This window comes from Synechococcus lacustris Maggiore-St4-Slac, from assembly GCF_024345595.1.
GTDB lineage: Bacteria > Cyanobacteriota > Cyanobacteriia > PCC-6307 > Cyanobiaceae > Synechococcus_D > Synechococcus_D lacustris.
Map to the genome: position 1 here is coordinate 93066 of NZ_JAGQBK010000006.1, position 17137 is coordinate 110202.

Genomic DNA, 17137 nt, shown 5'->3' on the forward strand with positions numbered 1-17137 from the left:
CGGTGTTGCGATGCGAGAGTGTGCCACGGCTCTACGGGATCCTGCGGTGACAGCACAAACCACGTCGCCAAAGGAAGGCATGCGGCGGGTTGCAGCCATTGATTTAGGCACTAATTCCACCCATTTAGTAATAGCGGCAGTGGATCCATTGCTGTGCAGTTTTTCCGTGCTTTTAGCGGAAAAATCAACCACCAGGTTGGGGGAACGGGATGCCGATAGCGGTGAATTAACGCCCCAGGCGATGGAACGCACCCGCTTGGCGCTGCGCCATTGCCGTGAGCTGGCCCATAGCCATGGGGTTGAGGAAATTGTTGGGGTGGCCACCAGCGCCATGCGCGAGGCGCCCAATGGCCTTGCCTTTCTGGCGGAATTGAGGGAAACCCTTGGTTTAAACCTTGAGGTGATCAGCGGCACGGAAGAGGCGCGCTTGATCTACCTGGGGGTGCTATCTGGCATGGATTTTGCCGATCGCCCCCATTTGATTTTGGATATTGGCGGTGGATCCACCGAATTGGTTTTGGCCGATGCCCAGGAGGCCAGGGCCCTTACCAGTGCTCGGGTGGGGGCAGTGCGGTTGCAACGGGATTTTGTTAAGAGCGAACCCTTGGAAAGGGAAAGGGTGAATTTTTTGCGGGCATTTATTCAAGGTTCCCTAGAGCCATCGGTGGACAAGGTGCTGCGCCGGCTGGCACCAGGCGAAACCCCAACGATGGTTGCCACAAGTGGCACCGCCATGGCTGTGGCAGCTCTGCTGGAAGCGGAATCAAGCCGCAGTTCAGCCCGCTTACATGGCAAAAAGGTAAGCAAAGCTGAGTTGGATGCCTTGGTGGAGCGGATACTGCCGCTCACGCCCCTGCAGCGGGCTGCGTTGCCGGGAATTAATGAGCGCCGCGCTGAAATTTTGGTGCCTGGTTTGCTGGTGCTGCAAACCGCCATGGCCCTACTCGGGATGGATCAATTCGTGGTTAGCGATCGAGCCCTAAGGGAGGGTTTGATCGTTGATTGGATGTTGCGCCATGGCTTGATTGTTGATCGATTTGCATATCAAAGTGAAATCCGCCAACGCACTGTTTGGCATCAAGCGCGCAAATTCGGTGTGGATGGCGGCAGGGCTGAACGGGTGGCAAGCCATGCCTTGGAACTATTTGATCAAACCAAAGCAGGGTTCCATAATTTTGGCCCAGAGCAGCGTGAACTGCTCTGGGCGGCAGCAATGTTGCACAGTTGCGGCTTACACATAAATACCAGTGGTTATCACAAACATTCCTGGTATTTGATTAATAATGGCGAGCTGCTTGGCTATTCACAAAGTGAGCAACTTGTGATTGCTTCATTGGCCCGTTATCACCGCCGCAGCCTACCTAAAAAACGCCATGAAAGCTGGCTATTGCTCGATCGCGAGCAGCGCCAAGTGGTTGAAAGCCTCTCCCTGTTATTGCGCCTTGCCGTGGCGATGGATCGCAGGCCGGAAGCTGTTATTGATGGCTTACAATTAGTTATTAAGGATCGCGTTATAAATCTGCAACTTCTACCTTTAAATCCTACAGACGACCTTAGCCTTGAGCTTTGGAGTTTGGAAAGTTGTGCCGCCGCATTTCGCGATGGTTGCGGCTACAACTTGTGTTGTAGTTTAACAACAACTAGGGTTTCGGAGCAGTTGCGGGCGGCATAAATTTCAGCCATTCAACTTTCTCGATGGGCCCTAATGTTTTACTGGGGCCATCGCCTAATTGAATTTGCACTAGATCTGGTCGGCCGGCGCGCAGCTCCAGGCCTTTGCCAAGTGGGAATAAGCGATTTCCTTTGAAATTTCCCTGGAAAAGTATTTTTTTATCATCCAATTGCCGCACTGATAGCCAGGCATTCTGCTTGGCGGTTATGCGCAAATTAGTGATGTTGGATTTCTTGTTTTGCGGTTTCGGAGCTGCTGATGTTGGCGTAGAGATTGATTGATTGAGCGGTTTAGCTGATGGTTGTTGCTGATTTGATAGTTGCTTAAAGGTGATGCTGCCAATGCCTGCAACTAGGGCAATAGCCAGTAGCCAAAACAAGCCTTGGGGTTTTGATGAGCTAGCAGGTTTAGTGGTGGATGCCGTTAGCCAATCTTTGGTGCCCTCTTCCCTATTTGGCATATTTTCACGGCGCTTGCTGGAAGCACCCATCACCGCTATGGCAGCCAAGCTGGGCGACTGGGCAGCAGCTTGCTCCAGAAGTGGCCGTAATTCGCTAACCAGTTGATCGGCATCAAGGTTGAGGGCCCCAGCCAATCGGCGCACTTGGGCCACGGCAAAGGCGTTCTCTGGCCATTGCTGAAGGTTGGCGTTCTCCAGGGCTTCGATTTGCTCAGTTCGCATGCACAGTTGCTTTGCCAGGGCCTCCAGCTCCACCCCTTGGCCCAAGCGCTCCCTGCGGAGGCGTTCGCCAAAGGCAACCAAGCCTCCGTTATCTAGCAGTGGCTGTTCAGGGGCGCTCAAAAGTAATTTTCCTTTTAAAACACTGAGTAATTTTGGCGCAAAATCGCAGTTTGTCACTAAATTGTTAATTAGAACTACAGATTAAAGTAATTATATTGTTAATATGAATGAAAGCTATCTATTAATAATATGGGCGATACTGGATTCGAACCAGTGACCCCTTCCGTGTGAAGGAAGTGCGCTACCACTGTGCTAATCGCCCATTAACCAAAAGTTTACCCCCCGGTGGCGCCCAGCTGCAGTAAAGAATGGGGGTTGGGTTTGTTGCTGGCCAGTGCGCGAGGTTGATGTGTTGATCGTGGGGGGAGGTGTTTCAGGCACCGCCCTGCTCTTTTGCCTTGCTCGCTACACCAGCCTTGGTTCGCTGCTGCTCTTGGAAAAGGAAGGGCAGCTGGCGACCATTAATTCCCGGGCCACCAACAACAGCCAAACAATCCATTGCGGCGACATCGAAACCAACTACAACCTTGAAAAAGCCCTCAAGGTGAAACGCCGTGCCTCGATGTTGGTGCGCTACGGCGAGCTCTTGCCTGAGGCTGAACGCAAGCGGGTGTTGTTTTCTTTCCCAAAGATGGTGCTTGGGGTTGGCCCCAAGGAATGCGAGTTCCTGCAGGAACGATTCCAGCAATTTCAGCCCCATTTCCCTGGAATGGAATTGCTTGATGCGGAAGCCATCGCCCGCTGGGAGCCAGCTGTTGCCATTGGCTCCGATGGCTTACCCCGGCCTGAACAAATAACTGCCATCGGCATTGCCGATAGCGCTTCTGCGGTTGATTACCAGGCTTTAGCTGAATCATTTGTTGCCCAAGCAAAGGCGGCTCTTAACTCAGGGCCTGAACAACAACAGCAGAGGCAATTAGAGGTGCTGTTAAACCAAAAGGTGCGCAGCATCGAAAAGCAAGCAAATGGATATTTGGTAACTACTGCAACAGAAACAATCAGCGCCAGATATGTGGTGGTGAGCGCTGGCGCCCACAGCCTTTTATTGGCCCAGGCCATGGGCCATGGCTTGGAGTATTCCTGCTTGCCGGTGGCGGGTAGTTTTTACTTCACACCAAAGCTTTTAAACGGCAAGGTTTACACAGTTCAAAACGACAAATTGCCATTTGCCGCAATTCATGGCGATCCAGATGTGCTTGTGCCAGATAAAACTCGCTTTGGCCCCACCGCTCTTTTGCTGCCGCTTTTGGAGCGTTATAAACCTGCTAGTTTTTGGGAATTCCTAAAGGTTTTGCGCCTTGATAGTGCCGTTTTAAGTGTTTTATGGCAGTTGTTTAGGATTCACGATATTCGTAATTATATTCTGCGTAATTTGTTATTTGAGGTGCCCTGGTTAAGGCGGTGGTTGTTTTTGCAGGATCTGCGCAAAATAGTGCCTGGGGCAAGCCTAAAAGATTTACATTTTGCTGAAGGTTACGGTGGTGTTAGGCCACAACTTATTGATAAAAAAAATAAAAAATTGATGTTAGGGGAAGCGCGAATTAGCTGCGATGGGCCGATTGTTTTTAACGTAACGCCATCGCCTGGGGGCACCGATTGCCTTGGTAATGCAGAGCAAGATCTGTTGGCAATTGTGGAGCGGCTGGGCTGCAGCTTTAAGGCTGAACAGCTGCAGGCGGAATTGCATGGCCCTGGGGCCTAAATAGGTGGTTGTGTTCGGCGCTGTAGAGCTTTGAGCGTGCAGCCCCAGAGGCGCCAAGGGCAGGGCTAACCAAATACAGGGTGGTGCGCTCCAAGCCCTTGCTTTGGCTGAAATTAGCCAAGCCTTTGAGCGGCACTAGTTGCAACTTTTGATCTGGCCAGCTCACCCGATAACCCACGGCTACCAAGGTATCCGCCGGGTAATGCTTTAAGAGCACCTGCTCCACCTCTTCCACATGGCGAGCGCTGAGATAAAGGCACAGGCTGGCCCCTAGAGCTGCCAATTTCTCCAGGGATTCCCTTTCTGGCGTGCCGGTGCGACCGCTGGCGCGGCTAAGCACGATCGTTTGCACCAGGCCTGGGATTGTTAGTTCAGCCCCTAGGGCTGCTGCCGTGGCTTGATAAGCACTTATCCCAGGGATCACCTCCACCTCGATTTGAGCATCGGCTAATCGGGCGATTTGCTCCTGGAGGGCGCCATATAAACAGGGATCGCCGTCGTGGAGCCGCACCACCCGCAATCCCTTGTTTACCCCTGCCACCATCGCGGCCAGCAGTTCCTCCAGGGTGAGGTTGCCACTGCGCAGTTTTTCGCAATCGGCCGGTGCTAGCGCTGCAATCTGGGGGGACACCAGGGAATCGGTCCACACCAACAGTTGGGCTTGTTCAATGGCTCTTATGGCCCGAAGCGTGAGCAGGTCGGGGGCGCCGGGGCCAGCTCCAACAATTTGAACCTTGGCTTGATTAATCAATTGGCCTGCCGGGGTCGGGGAGGGGGCGCTTTAGGGCAAGCAACCAAGCTAAACCTGCTGCACCAGCTAGGGCCAACAGCAGGCTCACCAATTGCGCCATCCGGAGGCAATTTGCTTGCTCAAGGCTGCCCCAAAGGCAGAGGGGATCAAGCCTCAAGCCCTCAATCCAATATCTGCCCAAGCTATAAACCAGTGCGTAGATGCAGCTGATTCCACCCAGGGGCAAGAGCCAATCACCATTGCTGCGGCGACGCCTTATCAGCAGGATTAACAACACAAATAAACCTAGATCCCAGATTGATTCGTATAAAAAAGTAGGGTGAAACCAGTTTTCGCTTAGGTAAGCGGCGGGGCGATTAGCCACTGGAATCCATAATTTCCATGGCAGGGAAGTGGGTAGCCCAAAGGCTTCCGAATTAAAGAAATTGCCCCACCTGCCAATCGCTTGGCCGAGCGCTACCGATGGCAGCAGCACATCCATTAAGGCCCAAAAAGATAACTTCATCCACCGGGCATAGGCAACTACGGCAAGGGATCCCCCCAGTAATGCCCCATGGATGGCGATGCCACCTTTCCATATTTGGAATGCTTCAAGCCAATTAATTTGATATTGGCGCCATTCAAATATCACGTAATAAAGCCTTGCTCCAATAATTGCACCCAGAACTATTAGGGGCAAAAGATCAGAGATAACTCCAGCCTCAAGGCCCCGCATTTTTGCAAGGCCGCTGGAAACCCATAGGCCCAGTAGAACTGCTAGGGCAATCAATAGGCCATACCAACGGATGGCCAAGGGGCCAAGCTCCACCAGCAGCGGCCCCGGCGACTGCAATACAGCTAAGGGCATTGAATCAAACGCCCTCGGCGGCTTGAACCTTCTCGATCTGACGCTTTTTCAGCACCAACATGATCTGGGCGATGGCAACAGCTGCAAGGAACGCAAGCAAGCCATAAATACGCACTGGATTTTGCAGCACCACCTCAGCATCGATCTGGCCAAAACCGCCCACATTTGGATCAGAGGTGAGGGGAACGCCAGCGGTAACGCTGTCGCCAACTTTGATTAGCAGTTCAGGGCCAGCCGGTATTACCTCATCCACACTGCTGCCATCTGCCGCGCTGATGCTTACGGTGGAGCCGCCCTTGTCGTTGCTGCTGATCGCGCTTACCTGGCCGCTCACTGAAGCATTGAAGGCACCGTTATTGCTCTTTTCGCCGGTGGGATAAACCTGGCCGCGGCCGCGGTTGCCACCGATATGCAGTTGATATTTACCGAAATGGATCGAAGAATCAGTGGCGGGATCAGGGGAAAGGATCGGGAACACAATTTCCCTGTGCTCATCGCCGGGTAGGGGCCCCACCAACAAAATGTTGGGCTGGCTATCGCTGTATTGGGTGTAGTAGACGCCTTTTGTTTCTTCTTTTAGTTCCTCAGTGAGGCGATCTTGAGGGGCGATTACAAAGCCATCGGGCAACATCACCACCGCGCCCACATTGAGGCCGCTGCGGCTGCCGTCGGCAGCAACCTGCTGCACAGCTGTGTCGTAGGGAATCTTCACCACCGCTTTGAAAACGGTGTTTGGCATCACCGCTTGGGGCACTTCAACCTGGGTGAGCTTTTTAGCTAGGTGGCAGTTGGCGCAAACGATCTTGCCGGTGGCCTCCCGGGGGTTGTCGTAGTTCTGCTGAGCCCAGAAGGGATAGGCCCAACTGGCCTGGGGGGCCACCAAAAGGCTGATGGCCAACAGCAAGGAGCTGAGCAGCAGGGATAGGGAACGACGCATCAGAAGAGGTTTAAAGAGGTGTAATTAAATGACGGCTTTTAGGCCCACCAGGGCTTCTCGCCGTTGCGGAAGTCGGTTTCAGTCCACTGGCTGAGGAACACATTGTCGTTTTCCACCGACACATGGGCCAAGGCAAGCGAGAGGGGAGCAGGACCCCTAACCACCATGCCGGTGCTGTCGTATTGGGAGCCGTGGCAGGGGCACATGAACTTATTGGCGCCACTATTCCAAGGCACCACACAGCCCAAGTGGGTGCAGATGGCATTGATGCCGTAGTTGCCGATCGCTTCTGGCCCTTCCACGGTCAAATAGGTGGGATCGCCCTTGAGGCCCTGCACCAAATTGCGGTCACCATCCTTATGGCTGGCAAGCCAGCCGCTTGCTGTAACTACATTTCCAAGTTCGTCTTTAGCGGTGGTGCCGCCGCCGCCGCCGGCAGCTTTAGGGGGTATGAAGTAGTTGGCCACTGGGTAGAGCGCCCCCAGGGCAACACCCGTTACGGATCCGAAGGTGAGCAGATTCATGAACTGCCGACGGCCCATGCCGGGCACGTCCTTGGCCGAAATCTGGGTCATAGGGGAACGCACCGCCGTAGATCAACCCATTATGAACCTTGCACTCCGCCATGCTGTTGCCCTGTTGCATCACCAGGCAGTGCCCCTCAGCGCCGAGGAGTTGATCGCAATCCTGCAAAGCCGTTGGGGCGTTTCCTACCACTTGCAGTTCCATCGCCGCGCAGGACGCTTGTATTTCCAAGTGATGTGGGGCTATCTGGAGCAGCAATCCTTCCCATTGGATGCCGCTGAATATCAACTGCACCTAGGGCAGTTGGCGGAGCAGTTAAACGGCCTAGGGGTGGCCGATCAGGTGAGGCAATGGCTGCTCAACAGCCGCGATAAACCACGCCTTGGCAAGGCCCTTAGCTTCCCTTTGCCGGATCAGGGGCGGCTGAGTGAATTCCTTCTGTGAGCGCCACAAGGCCCACCCCCACAAGGAATAGGGCGCTGATGGCGCCACTTAGGAGCAACATCGTTACCGGATCCGTGGAGGGGGTGAGCACAGCTCCCCCAACGGCTGAAAGCAAAATCACAAGCCGCCAACTGGCCAGCATTGGCCGCCAGCGCACGAGGCCAAGCAAACCGAGCAGCAGTTGCAAAACGGGCAGCTGAAAAGCCAGGCCGGTAGCCACCATCAGTAGCAAAACGAAATCCAAATAGCGCTCAATCGACCAAATCGGCTCCACCACATCAGCGCCGTAGCTCACTAAAAAACGCAAGGCGGCAGGTACCAGCGCCCACCACGCAAAAGCAAGACCCACAAGAAAAAGCACGGCTGATGCGGCCACGGCGGGGGCCACCAGCTGCCGTTCGCGTTTATTCAGGCCGGGCATCACAAAGGCCAATCCCTCGTAGAGCACATAGGGAAGGGCAAAGGTGAGGCCCGCATAACCGGCCACCTTGAGCGATACAAATAAAAATTCACCTGGGGCTAGCTGCAGAAAGCGAATGCCTTGGGCTGGTTCCTCCAGCAATTTCACCAGAGGTCGTACCCAGAGCAGGCAGAGGGCTGCTGCGGCCACCACTGCCCCAAGGCTGCGCAATAGGCGCCAGCGCAATTCCTCTAGGTGGTCGGTGAAGCTCATCTCCACCTCAGCTGGGAACTCCGTTTTATTCATTGGCGCAGGCTAGGTAGTAGCGCTAGGGCACGATCCGGTTCCGCCCAGATGATTTCGCCACCCCCATGGCGCACCAAACCCGCCTCCATGCCGGGAATGCGTTGCAGCTGTTCCACAGGCACCATCACCACGGGTACCCGGGCATTGCCGCGGCTGCGGCTGAAATGGGCGGCAAGGTTGGCCGCCGCCTGGAGATCAGCTTCGCTGGCAAGTTGCTCAGAGCCCTTCAGCACCACGTGGCTGCCGGGTTGCTCCTGGGCATGGAACCAAAGGTCGCCGCGACGGGCTTGGCGAAAGCTGATCCAATCGTTTTGGCGATGGTTGCGACCCACCAGTAAGCGCAGGCCCCCAGGACTGATTAAGGCCATTGGTTGCGGCTCCCCTTCCTGGTGCCTTTGCAGCCGTTTGGTTTGGGAGCCCGTTGCTTGAAAAGGGCTGAGGTCTGTTTGGAGTGCCTCCAGCAGTTCCAGGTCGTTTGGATTAGCTAGTTCCAGTTGCAGCAGGCTGTTTTCCAATAGTTCAAGGCGGCGGCGGTGGTAGCTGAGCCGTGGCTCGATCGCTGCTACGGAACGGCGCAACTTGCGGGCTTTTTTATAAAACTTTTGGGCTTGAAACACCAGGCTCAGCTGCGGGTTGAGCTCCACGGCAAGGCTTGCGCCACCTGCGGGATCAGCCAAAAGCAGTTGCTGATGGCCCGTGCTGGCCACATCAGGCCTACAAAGGAGCAGATCCGCCTGTTTCTGCAGCAGGCTTTCGCCGGCGCAGCGGCTTAGTAATTCCTCTTGCTGCTGCAATTCCCGCTGTTCGCGGCCCAATAATTGCCCTAGTTGATGGCTGAGTTTTTGCTTGGTTAGTTGCCATTGACGGCGTTTCTCGCCTGCGGCATAGAAAGCGGCTAGGGCGTAGTTCAGCCGGGGCTCAGCTTGATTATTTGCTTGTTGATCTGTTTGTTGGTTGCTGCCCCAACAGCGATAACCCTCACCCCATGGGGTAAAACCCAGCTGGCCTTGATCCAGATCCCTAAGCCAATGGCACCAGGCTTGATGGAGCTCAAGCCATTGGGATTCGCCCAGCTCGTTTACCAAATCGCTATTGCTGAGGCCCGCTGCCTGCAGCAGTTGGTCCCGCAGGGCGGGCCCTAGGCCGCGGTAGCTCTGCAACATCGCCTTAGCCAATGTTTCTGGCCGCAGGGATAGCCGTTGGCGCCACTGCTCAAATGATTCGTTCAGGCTGGGAATTGCCCCCTGCAGGGGCGGTGGTGGGCTGTAGCTATCGCCGGTGCCGATGGGTCTTAGGCGTGATTGGTGCGCCTGCACTTGGCGGCCGATGGCGATCACTTGATCCTGTTCATCAAGCAGAAACAAGTTGCTGTGGCGCCCCATCAACTCGATTACCACCTGCCGTTTGAGGCTGCCCCCAGGCCGCTCAGCAAAACCAAGCTGCACAACCCGCTCCCAAGGGGGCTGCTGCAGGCTCACCAGGGCTAAACCGCTAAGGCCATGCTGCAGTTGTTGGGCCATGGTGCTGCCTTCGCCAAGCCTGGCTGGGGCGGGCAGGCAATGGAAGCGGGCAGCATCTGCTTGCCAGCGCAATTCAAGCCACAGCCTTTGGCTAAGGGTGCGAAAGCCAAGCTGCACAGCGCCAGGGCAAGGTTGTTGGGCCTTTTCAAAGCGGGCTGGCAGCAGCAGTGGCTGCAGTTCAGTTACCACTGCTTTTAGGCAGGTGGTGTCTTGGGGTTGCATGGCCTTAGTTTCGCCAAGCGTCAATACCCGGAAGGATTAGTAGCGAATGAACTTGCAGCGAATGAACGTGCAGCAACCCAGGCTCACGGTGTTGAGCGGCCCCAGTGGAGTGGGGAAGGGCACTTTGGTGAAGGCGCTACGAATGAAATATCCCCAGCTATGGCTTTCCGTTTCAGCCACCACTCGATTGGCCAGGCAGGGGGAAGTGGATGGAATTGATTACTTTTTTAAAAGCAGCGCTGCTTTTAAAGCGCTGGTGGCCAGCGGTGGCCTGTTGGAGTGGGCTGAATTTGCCGGCAACTGCTACGGCACACCAAGGCAACCGGTGGAGCAACGGCTTGCTGCTGGTGCACCGGTGTTATTGGAAATTGAATTAGAAGGCGCCCGCCAGGTGCGCAAATCTTTCCCCCAGGCTTTTCAAATCTTCCTGAAACCACCATCCATGGCGGTGCTTGAAGCCAGGATTAGGGGAAGGGGTACAGAACAGGAGGAGGCAATCCAGCGGCGTTTGGCTAGGGCCGAGCAAGAATTAAAGGCAGAGGTTGAATTCGATGCGGTGGTGGAAAACAACGAATTAGCTGATGCCCTAGCCCAACTGGAGTTGCTGATGGGGTTTAGCCAGGAACAAACAACATGTCCGGAAACAAATGATTGAATTCAATCATGATTACGGCAGTGATTGTGAACCAAAATGCAGCAAATACTGGGGCGGTGGTGAGAAATTTTTTCATGGTTTGTGGCTAATTTTTTGTGGCTGCTAAATGAAAGGTGTTTTGGGTGCTGTTTCCTTTGATATCAGCGGGGCGAAACGGTTACTTTGCTGTCGTCTTCCGTAAGTTTGTTGGAAGTTAGTTCAGCAAAAGCAGCCAGGGGCCACTTGGCGGCATCAAGGGTGCACTTGAGGGCGATGGGAAGGTCGATCTGGATCTCCTTCATGTTCGCGTCTTTGCCCTTAACGGCCTGGATGTAGGAGCGGCCAGCCCAGCCAATGCAGCCGGTGATGTAGAGGAAAGCGATGCCGGGAAGCATGAAATCACCGGCGTGGCTCCAGCGGCCATCCACTACCAGGTGGGGTAAGCCATCGCTGCCGCAAAGGGCCTGGCCATAGCGCTCGAAGCGAGCTTGGGCCGAAGCGGTTTTGGCTGTTTTTGCCCTGGATTGAAAGCGAACGTTCTCACTGCAAGGGGTGAGACCGGCCAGGCTCGCATGGGCCAATGGAGCAAAACCCAAAAGCAGATAGCCGCAGAGAGCCACGGCAAATACTTTTGAAAACGCTTTGGAGATCAGTTGTTGCATGATGCGCATGATGGGCAGGCCCGCTCTGCGGTTGCTGCCAGCAGATTAGTTGTGGTTACTCCCCCTAATGCCAACGGTTCTTGCCCTCGAAACAAGTTGTGACGAGTCTGCGGCCGCGGTGGTGCAAAACGGCCTAGTGCTCAGCAGTGAAGTGGCAAGCCAGGTGGAGGAACACGCCCTGTTTGGTGGGGTGGTGCCGGAACTTGCCTCCCGCCGCCATGTGGAGGCACTACCCCATCTAGTTGAAAGCGCTTTAACAAAAGCCCAGATTGAGCTGAGCAGCCTCGATGGCGTGGCGGCCACCGTGGCACCAGGCCTTTTAGGGGCCCTGATGGTGGGATCCGTTACGGGACGCTGCTTGGCCCAATTGGCTGGGGTGCCGTTTATCGGCATTCACCACCTAGAGGGTCACCTTTGTTCGGCGCTGAGTGGCAACCCAGCCCCTGAACCGCCCCTAATGGTGCTCCTGGTGAGTGGCGGCCACACCGAATTAATAGCGCTGAGGTCCTTTGGTAATTACGAACGCCTAGCCGGCAGCCGTGATGATGCGGCGGGAGAAGCTTTCGACAAAGTTGCCCGCCTCCTCGGTTTGGCCTATCCGGGGGGACCGGCCCTTGAAATTGCCGCCCGTGGCGGCGATCCGCTGCGCTTTCGGTTCCCGCCAGGGCGGATCTCCCTGCCGGAAGGGGGCATACACCCCTACGACTTCAGCTTTAGTGGCCTAAAAACCGCAGTGCTCAGGGAGGTGCAGCGCTGGCAAAGCGCCGGTAAGCCTTTGCCGGTGGCGGATCTAGCCGCCTCTTTTCAGCAGGTGGTGTGCAAAGTTTTGGTGGAACGCAGTGTGCGCTGCGCCATTGATCAGGGCTTGCCTGGCTTAGTGGTGGTTGGTGGGGTGTCGGCTAATGGGGAGTTGCGGCGCCAACTAACTGGCGCATGTAGTGCCGCGAGCCTCAATTTGCATCTAGCCCCCCTGGCCTGGTGCACCGATAACGCAGCGATGATTGGTTTAGCTGGCTGCAAACGCCTGCAATTAGGGCAAAGTTCAGCCTTAAATCTTGGCGTAGCGCCCCGCTGGCCCCTGGCAAAAGCCCACAAGCTTTATGGAGCTGCGCCTTTTTAATTAAAAAAATCATTTAATATTTCCAAATTAATTTCGCTTTGCCATGGCCCCCACCAACCAGCTTGATCGAACTGAGTTGAACGCTTGGCGCCGTGGTTTCACCCCCCAAGCCGAGATTTGGAATGGCCGTTTGGCAATGCTTGGCCTTTCCCTGGGCCTTGGTGCCTTGGTGGTTTGGCGTTTGATTGCCACCGCCTAGGGCTCTTTAGGATCAACCTGCTTGTTATTTGCCCTTGGCTTCCCTACCGCGCGTCACTCTGGTGCTAGGCACCAGACCGGAAGCCATCAAATTGGCACCGGTAATTTTGGCCTTCCAGGCGTCGCCACTATTTGAAACCAGGGTTGTTTTAACCGGCCAGCACAAGGAGATGGTTGCCCAGGTGATGCAGTTGTTTCAACTGCAAGCCCAGCGGGATTTGGAATTGATGACCCCAAGGCAAACCCTCACCCACGTAACCTGCGCTGCCCTCGAGGGTTTAAGGCTTGAATTTGGAGAAAACCGCCCCGATTTGGTGCTGGTGCAGGGTGATACCACCACAGCCTTTGCTGCAGCCCTAGCTGCTTTTTACGATCAAATCCCAGTTGGCCATGTGGAAGCTGGCCTGCGCACCAATAATTTGTTTGATCCATTTCCTGAGGAGGCAAACCGGCGCTTAATTTCCCAGGTGGCTCAGTTGCATTTCGCACCAACAACTGAATCGGCCAAAAATTTGCAAGCATCAGGTGTGGTGGGGGAAATACACACCACTGGCAACACAGTTATTGATGCTTTGTTGTTGATGGCAGCTGCCGCACCCCGTTGTGATGTGCCGGGCCTTGATTGGCAAAAACACCGGGTGATTCTCGCCACGGTGCACCGGCGCGAAAATTGGGGAGCGCCCCTAAAACACATCGCCATGGGTTTTTTAAAGGTGCTGGAACGCCACCCCGATACGGCATTGCTATTGCCATTACATAAAAATCCAACGGTGCGGGAACCATTGCAGGAATGGCTTGGTGATCATCCACGCGTATTTCTCACCGAACCGCTTGATTACGACCGTTTAGTGGCTGCAATCCGTGGCTGCACATTATTACTTACAGATTCAGGTGGTTTGCAAGAAGAAGCTCCATCTTTGGGTAAACCAGTGCTTGTTTTAAGGCGCACCACCGAACGCCCAGAAGCAGTGGAAGCAGGCACAGCAAAATTAATTGGCACTTCCACTGAAGCGATAGAAGCTGAAACCTGCCTGTTGCTTGAAAACAAGGCTGCCTATGAAGCAATGGCCATGGCCCACAACCCCTTTGGTGATGGCAAGGCCAGTGAACGAATCGTTGCAGCTAGCGCGGCATATCTAGCGGTTAATTAATTAGATAGTTAATTCTCTTTGCGTTTCTTTGCCCATGGTGGTAGATCGATAAATACCCTTTCGCCTGCTTTAATCCCACTGAGTATTTGAGTGTTGCGGCCGCTGCTACTGCCAAGGCTTACCTCTTGAAAGCGCGGTTGGTTGCCAGGCCCCGGCACCAGCAGGCCAGGTTTGCCGTTTTCAGTTACGATTGCAACTGTGGGGACCAGGGGTTTTGGCGGCAGGCGGCCCGCATCAAAATCTATGTCGGCAGTCATGCCGATGCGTAAGGTATTTGGTGGTGGATTAAGTAAACCTAATTCAACTTTTACAGTTGTTACGTTGCTGCTTTTTTCCGTGCGAGGTGAGATGCGTTGCACTTTTGCTTCAAAACGTTTTTCTGGAAATGCATCAACGCGAATGCTGGCAGCTTGCCCATATTTAATGCGGCCGATATCACTTTCAGGCACCTTGGCATTTACCTGTAAACCAGAGGCCAATTCAACAATTGAAGAGCTGGTGGCTCCTGCTGTTGCACTGGCAGCGGTGGTGGGGGTTACGTAGGAGCCGGGATCTGCGTAGCGGTTGGTGATAGTGCCTGCAAATGGAGCGCGAACAACTAAATCGCCAGATTCAACCGATCTTTGCGCTAAGCGTTGGCGGGCGGCATTGTAAAGGGCTTGGCTGCTTTCGTAGGCAGCTTTGTAGCGGCTGATGTCGTCGCCACTGATTGCACCATCACTAAACAATGAACGCCGGCGTTCGTATTCATTGCGGCTGCGATTTAGATCAACTTTTGCTGAATCAATTTGGGCTTGGAGTTCCTCTAAACGGTTGCGGATGTCGCTGGGATCCATGCGGGCCAATGGTTGGCCAGCTTTAACTACATCACCCTCATCAACATAAAGTTCTAATAATTGACCCTGTTTTTTAGGGCTTACATTTACCCTTTGCTGCGCTTCTATTTCACCGCTTGCTGTGATTATCCCAGCCAGGCTGCCCCGGCGCACTTCGGTTGTGTAAGGGGTGATGTTGCGCTTTGGGCCCTTAAGCAGCTGCAGCACTAAAAAGCCACTGCCGCTGCCCAGCAGCGCCAATAGCAATATTGCTGGCCACCAACGCCGCAGTAGGGGTGGCGGGGATTGGCTTGAGGTGGGTTTGCTGATGGCTGAGCAACGATCTGCAAGCATTCTTGATGAATTTGCCAGCAGTGGCGAGTGCGGCTCCCCCAATCTAGATTGAATCAATGCTGAAAGCCGGAATCGTGGGGCTGCCCAATGTGGGCAAATCCACCCTTTTTAATGCCCTTGTGGCCAATGCCCAAGCCCAGGCGGCCAATTTCCCGTTTTGCACGATCGAGCCCAATGTGGGCACTGTGGCGGTGCCAGACCCAAGGCTTGAGCAATTGCGGCAGCTATCCAATTCAAAAGATGTGGTGCCCACCAGGGTGGAATTTGTTGATATCGCTGGCTTAGTGGCAGGGGCCAGCCAGGGGGAGGGGTTAGGTAATAAGTTTTTGGCCAATATCCGCGAGGTGGATGCGATTGTTCATGTGGTGCGTTGCTTTGAAGACAACGATGTGATCCATGTGAGCGGTTCCGTTGACCCGGTGCGTGATGCGGAAGTAATTAATTTGGAGCTAGCACTTGCAGATATTTCCCAAATTGATAAACGGCGAGAGCGTTTAAAAAAGCAACTGCGTACCAGTAAGGAAGCTCAGCTAGAAGATGATTTACTCGCCCGCATTGGCGTGGAACTCGATGGTGGCGGTGCTGCGCGTAATTTAAATATAAGCAGTGAGGAGTATCTTATGATTAAACCGCTTGGTTTATTAACAGCAAAGCCGATTATTTATGCGGCCAATGTAAGTGAAGATCACTTGGCGGGCGGCAATCCATTTGTTGATTCGGTTGCTGAATTAGCAAAAAAAGAAGCTGCTCAAACTGTAAAAGTAAGTGCTCAAGTTGAAGCGGAACTAGTTGAACTTGGCGAAGATGAACGCAATGATTACCTTGAGGGTTTGGGCGTTAGTGAAGGTGGATTACGCAGTTTGATTAGCGCCACCTATCAACTGCTTGGCCTTCGTACTTATTTCACCACAGGTGAAAAAGAAACCCGCGCTTGGACCATCAAAGCAGGCATGACGGCACCGCAAGCAGCTGGGGTGATCCACACCGATTTTGAACGGGGTTTCATCCGCGCTCAAACAATTGGCTATGACCAATTGCTAGAAGCAGGTTCCCTTGCAGAAGCCAAGGCCAAGGGTTGGTTGCGCAGTGAAGGTAAGGAATATGTGGTGGCAGAAGGTGATGTGATGGAGTTTTTATTTAATGTTTAGCTTTAGGTTGTTTGGCTGTAATTTCCGTAGCCAGGGCTCCAGGGGTTCGCAACGGATGCCATCAATCAAAAGCGGTTCTGGTGCAAAAGAAAGCAATACACGTTCCGCTTGAGGGTAATCAACGCCAAAAGCTTTTAGTCCAGTTAGATCACGCTTATCGATGCGGGCACTGCGCTTCACCTCAATCGCCCAAAACAGATCGGGGCCATACACCACGAAATCCACTTCTAGGCCGGAGCGGGTGCGCCAAAAGCTCAAGCTATCGCCTTGGCGCCGCAATTGACAAAAGGCACGCAGGTGCTGAGCCACAAGTGTTTCTAAGGCCAAACCTTCGATTTCTTGCGCAGAATCGAGGGGGCCACGGGGCCGCAGGCTGCGATACACGCCAACATCAAAATAAAAGAATTTGTGGTGCTGAACTAGTTGCCGTTTGGCCCGTTTCTGAAAAACAGGCAATTGAAAACTAATTAGTAAATCCTCGAGAATAAATAGATAACTTTCGGCCCGTTTACGAGGGATCTCAGCTTCGCGGGCAAGGGAGGCCAGATTGAGTTGGCTTGCTTGGGAAAAGCTGATCACCTCTAAAAAACGGCCGAAGTCGCCGATTTGGCGCACCAACATCAGCGGCTTGCCAAATCAAAGGCACTAGGCCGATCTTGAGCGCCCTTTAAAGATCAAAAGCAGCGCCAAGCGTCCGCCCAGCAGACTGGCAGCGCCATGCTCCGGTTGTTCCTCCAACAGCGAATGCACCACATCAAGCAGCTGGGGTGCCTTCTGGATTTCATCGATCACAATTGTGTGGGCTTCAGGCTCGGCGGCGATGCGCTCCCGCAGCCGCTCCGGTCTGGCCTGTAATGCGCGCAGCAGCTCAGGCGCAAGCAGATCGATCCGTAGGGCCAAGGGAAACATTTGGGCCAGCCAGGTGGATTTACCTGTGCCCCGGGGACCAAACAAGAAGAAGCCCTGGGTTGGAGGCTGCAAAAAACG

Annotated in this window: 20 protein-coding genes and 1 tRNA gene; 8 read left to right on the forward strand and 13 right to left on the reverse strand. The window is 54.3% G+C overall.

Annotated elements, in window-relative coordinates; all coding sequences use genetic code 11:
• Window positions 1–79: 79 nt before the first annotated feature.
• Window positions 80–1672, forward strand: coding sequence for a Ppx/GppA phosphatase family protein (locus KBY68_RS06540; RefSeq protein WP_255096439.1), 1593 nt, complete (start codon window positions 80–82; stop codon window positions 1670–1672).
• Here KBY68_RS06540 and KBY68_RS06545 read toward each other — a convergent pair.
• Window positions 1641–2531, reverse strand: coding sequence for a helix-turn-helix domain-containing protein (locus KBY68_RS06545; RefSeq protein WP_255096399.1), 891 nt, complete (start codon window positions 2529–2531; stop codon window positions 1641–1643). The two genes, KBY68_RS06540 and KBY68_RS06545, sit on opposite strands and share 32 nt — an antisense overlap.
• Window positions 2532–2604: 73 nt before the next feature.
• Window positions 2605–2676: transfer RNA gene (locus KBY68_RS06550), tRNA-Val, on the reverse strand.
• A 72-nt stretch (window positions 2677–2748) separates the two neighbouring features.
• Between KBY68_RS06550 and KBY68_RS06555 the strand changes: the two genes are divergently transcribed.
• The gene (locus tag KBY68_RS06555) at window positions 2749–4116 is read left to right on the forward strand and encodes an FAD-dependent oxidoreductase (protein ID WP_255096400.1); all 1368 of its coding nucleotides are present in this window, start codon (window positions 2749–2751) and stop codon (window positions 4114–4116) included.
• Here the strand turns inward: KBY68_RS06555 and cobM are convergent.
• Genes cobM through petC form a run of 4 tightly spaced genes read right to left on the reverse strand, consistent with a single transcriptional unit; the run spans window position 4070 to window position 7226 of the window.
• On the reverse strand, window positions 4070–4867 hold the full coding sequence (cobM, locus tag KBY68_RS06560; protein WP_261345743.1) for a precorrin-4 C(11)-methyltransferase: 798 nt from the start codon (window positions 4865–4867) through the stop codon (window positions 4070–4072). The two genes, KBY68_RS06555 and cobM, sit on opposite strands and share 47 nt — an antisense overlap.
• The gene (lgt, locus tag KBY68_RS06565) at window positions 4860–5714 is read right to left on the reverse strand and encodes a prolipoprotein diacylglyceryl transferase (RefSeq protein WP_255096401.1); all 855 of its coding nucleotides are present in this window, start codon (window positions 5712–5714) and stop codon (window positions 4860–4862) included. Before lgt ends, cobM begins: the two co-directional genes overlap by 8 nt.
• Window positions 5715–5718: 4 nt before the next feature.
• Window positions 5719–6651: a cytochrome f gene (petA, locus tag KBY68_RS06570; protein ID WP_255096402.1), complete on the reverse strand. Its 933-nt coding sequence runs from the start codon at window positions 6649–6651 to the stop codon at window positions 5719–5721.
• 38 nt (window positions 6652–6689) lie between these two features.
• Window positions 6690–7226: a cytochrome b6-f complex iron-sulfur subunit gene (petC, locus tag KBY68_RS06575; protein ID WP_106499825.1), complete on the reverse strand. Its 537-nt coding sequence runs from the start codon at window positions 7224–7226 to the stop codon at window positions 6690–6692.
• A gap of 31 nt (window positions 7227–7257) precedes the next feature.
• Between petC and KBY68_RS06580 the strand changes: the two genes are divergently transcribed.
• Window positions 7258–7620, forward strand: coding sequence for a DUF3067 family protein (locus tag KBY68_RS06580; RefSeq protein ID WP_255096404.1), 363 nt, complete (start codon window positions 7258–7260; stop codon window positions 7618–7620).
• Here the strand turns inward: KBY68_RS06580 and tatC are convergent.
• Entirely contained in the window at window positions 7571–8326 is a 756-nt protein-coding gene (gene tatC, locus KBY68_RS06585; RefSeq protein ID WP_255096405.1) for a twin-arginine translocase subunit TatC, read from the reverse strand. The two genes, KBY68_RS06580 and tatC, sit on opposite strands and share 50 nt — an antisense overlap.
• Window positions 8323–10092 carry an Rqc2 family fibronectin-binding protein gene (locus tag KBY68_RS06590; RefSeq protein WP_315855651.1) on the reverse strand — a complete coding sequence of 590 codons (1770 nt, stop codon included), beginning with the start codon at window positions 10090–10092 and terminating at the stop codon, window positions 8323–8325. The genes tatC and KBY68_RS06590 overlap by 4 nt, the downstream gene beginning before the upstream one ends.
• A gap of 37 nt (window positions 10093–10129) precedes the next feature.
• On the opposite strand from KBY68_RS06590, the gene gmk reads away from it, so the two are divergent.
• A complete protein-coding gene (gene gmk / locus KBY68_RS06595) occupies window positions 10130–10723 on the forward strand; it encodes a guanylate kinase (protein ID WP_255096406.1) in 594 nt (197 codons plus the stop codon).
• Here the strand turns inward: gmk and KBY68_RS06600 are convergent.
• Both KBY68_RS06600 and KBY68_RS06605 read right to left on the reverse strand, forming a co-directional pair.
• Complete coding sequence (locus KBY68_RS06600; protein WP_106499821.1) at window positions 10683–10799, reverse strand: Photosystem I reaction center subunit IX; 117 nt, start codon at window positions 10797–10799, stop codon at window positions 10683–10685. The two genes, gmk and KBY68_RS06600, sit on opposite strands and share 41 nt — an antisense overlap.
• 64 nt (window positions 10800–10863) lie before the next feature.
• A complete protein-coding gene (locus KBY68_RS06605; protein WP_106499832.1) occupies window positions 10864–11364 on the reverse strand; it encodes a Photosystem I reaction center subunit III in 501 nt (166 codons plus the stop codon).
• Between the two features lie 67 nt (window positions 11365–11431).
• On the opposite strand from KBY68_RS06605, the gene tsaD reads away from it, so the two are divergent.
• Genes tsaD through wecB form a run of 3 tightly spaced genes read left to right on the forward strand, consistent with a single transcriptional unit; the run spans window position 11432 to window position 13833 of the window.
• A complete protein-coding gene (gene tsaD / locus KBY68_RS06610) occupies window positions 11432–12484 on the forward strand; it encodes a tRNA (adenosine(37)-N6)-threonylcarbamoyltransferase complex transferase subunit TsaD (RefSeq protein WP_255096407.1) in 1053 nt (350 codons plus the stop codon).
• Window positions 12485–12527: 43 nt separating this feature from the next.
• Entirely contained in the window at window positions 12528–12683 is a 156-nt protein-coding gene (locus KBY68_RS06615; RefSeq protein ID WP_106499819.1) for a high light inducible protein, read from the forward strand.
• A 34-nt stretch (window positions 12684–12717) separates the two neighbouring features.
• Window positions 12718–13833, forward strand: coding sequence for a non-hydrolyzing UDP-N-acetylglucosamine 2-epimerase (wecB, locus tag KBY68_RS06620; RefSeq protein WP_106499831.1), 1116 nt, complete (start codon window positions 12718–12720; stop codon window positions 13831–13833).
• 8 nt (window positions 13834–13841) lie between these two features.
• Here the strand turns inward: wecB and KBY68_RS06625 are convergent, their stop codons facing one another.
• The gene (locus KBY68_RS06625; RefSeq protein WP_255096408.1) at window positions 13842–15002 is read right to left on the reverse strand and encodes an efflux RND transporter periplasmic adaptor subunit; all 1161 of its coding nucleotides are present in this window, start codon (window positions 15000–15002) and stop codon (window positions 13842–13844) included.
• 56 nt (window positions 15003–15058) lie between these two features.
• Here KBY68_RS06625 and ychF point away from each other — a divergent pair, with 56 nt between their 5' ends.
• Window positions 15059–16150 (forward strand): redox-regulated ATPase YchF, encoded by a 1092-nt coding sequence (ychF, locus tag KBY68_RS06630; RefSeq protein WP_255096409.1) that lies wholly within the window; start codon window positions 15059–15061, stop codon window positions 16148–16150.
• Here the strand turns inward: ychF and KBY68_RS06635 are convergent.
• Both KBY68_RS06635 and KBY68_RS06640 read right to left on the reverse strand, forming a co-directional pair.
• A complete protein-coding gene (locus tag KBY68_RS06635) occupies window positions 16136–16771 on the reverse strand; it encodes an ATP-binding protein (RefSeq protein ID WP_255096411.1) in 636 nt (211 codons plus the stop codon). The genes ychF and KBY68_RS06635 overlap by 15 nt on opposite strands.
• Before the next feature lie 24 nt (window positions 16772–16795).
• Window positions 16796–17131 (reverse strand): AAA family ATPase, encoded by a 336-nt coding sequence (locus tag KBY68_RS06640; RefSeq protein WP_255096412.1) that lies wholly within the window; start codon window positions 17129–17131, stop codon window positions 16796–16798.
• Between the last annotated feature and the right edge of the window lie 6 nt (window positions 17132–17137).

Coding starts and splice junctions, on each gene's coding strand:
- KBY68_RS06625 (WP_255096408.1), bottom strand. CDS start 15,002: ATGCTTGCAGATCGTTGCTCAGCCATCAGCAAACCCACCTCAAGCCAA.
- KBY68_RS06580 (WP_255096404.1), top strand. CDS start 7,258: ATGAACCTTGCACTCCGCCATGCTGTTGCCCTGTTGCATCACCAGGCA.
- KBY68_RS06615 (WP_106499819.1), top strand. CDS start 12,528: ATGGCCCCCACCAACCAGCTTGATCGAACTGAGTTGAACGCTTGGCGC.
- tsaD (WP_255096407.1), top strand. CDS start 11,432: ATGCCAACGGTTCTTGCCCTCGAAACAAGTTGTGACGAGTCTGCGGCC.
- lgt (WP_255096401.1), bottom strand. CDS start 5,714: ATGCCCTTAGCTGTATTGCAGTCGCCGGGGCCGCTGCTGGTGGAGCTT.
- gmk (WP_255096406.1), top strand. CDS start 10,130: ATGAACGTGCAGCAACCCAGGCTCACGGTGTTGAGCGGCCCCAGTGGA.
- petA (WP_255096402.1), bottom strand. CDS start 6,651: ATGCGTCGTTCCCTATCCCTGCTGCTCAGCTCCTTGCTGTTGGCCATC.
- ychF (WP_255096409.1), top strand. CDS start 15,059: ATGCTGAAAGCCGGAATCGTGGGGCTGCCCAATGTGGGCAAATCCACC.
- KBY68_RS06600 (WP_106499821.1), bottom strand. CDS start 10,799: ATGAAAAAATTTCTCACCACCGCCCCAGTATTTGCTGCATTTTGGTTC.
- KBY68_RS06540 (WP_255096439.1), top strand. CDS start 80: ATGCGGCGGGTTGCAGCCATTGATTTAGGCACTAATTCCACCCATTTA.
- KBY68_RS06605 (WP_106499832.1), bottom strand. CDS start 11,364: ATGCAACAACTGATCTCCAAAGCGTTTTCAAAAGTATTTGCCGTGGCT.
- tatC (WP_255096405.1), bottom strand. CDS start 8,326: ATGAATAAAACGGAGTTCCCAGCTGAGGTGGAGATGAGCTTCACCGAC.
- petC (WP_106499825.1), bottom strand. CDS start 7,226: ATGACCCAGATTTCGGCCAAGGACGTGCCCGGCATGGGCCGTCGGCAG.
- KBY68_RS06635 (WP_255096411.1), bottom strand. CDS start 16,771: ATGTTGGTGCGCCAAATCGGCGACTTCGGCCGTTTTTTAGAGGTGATC.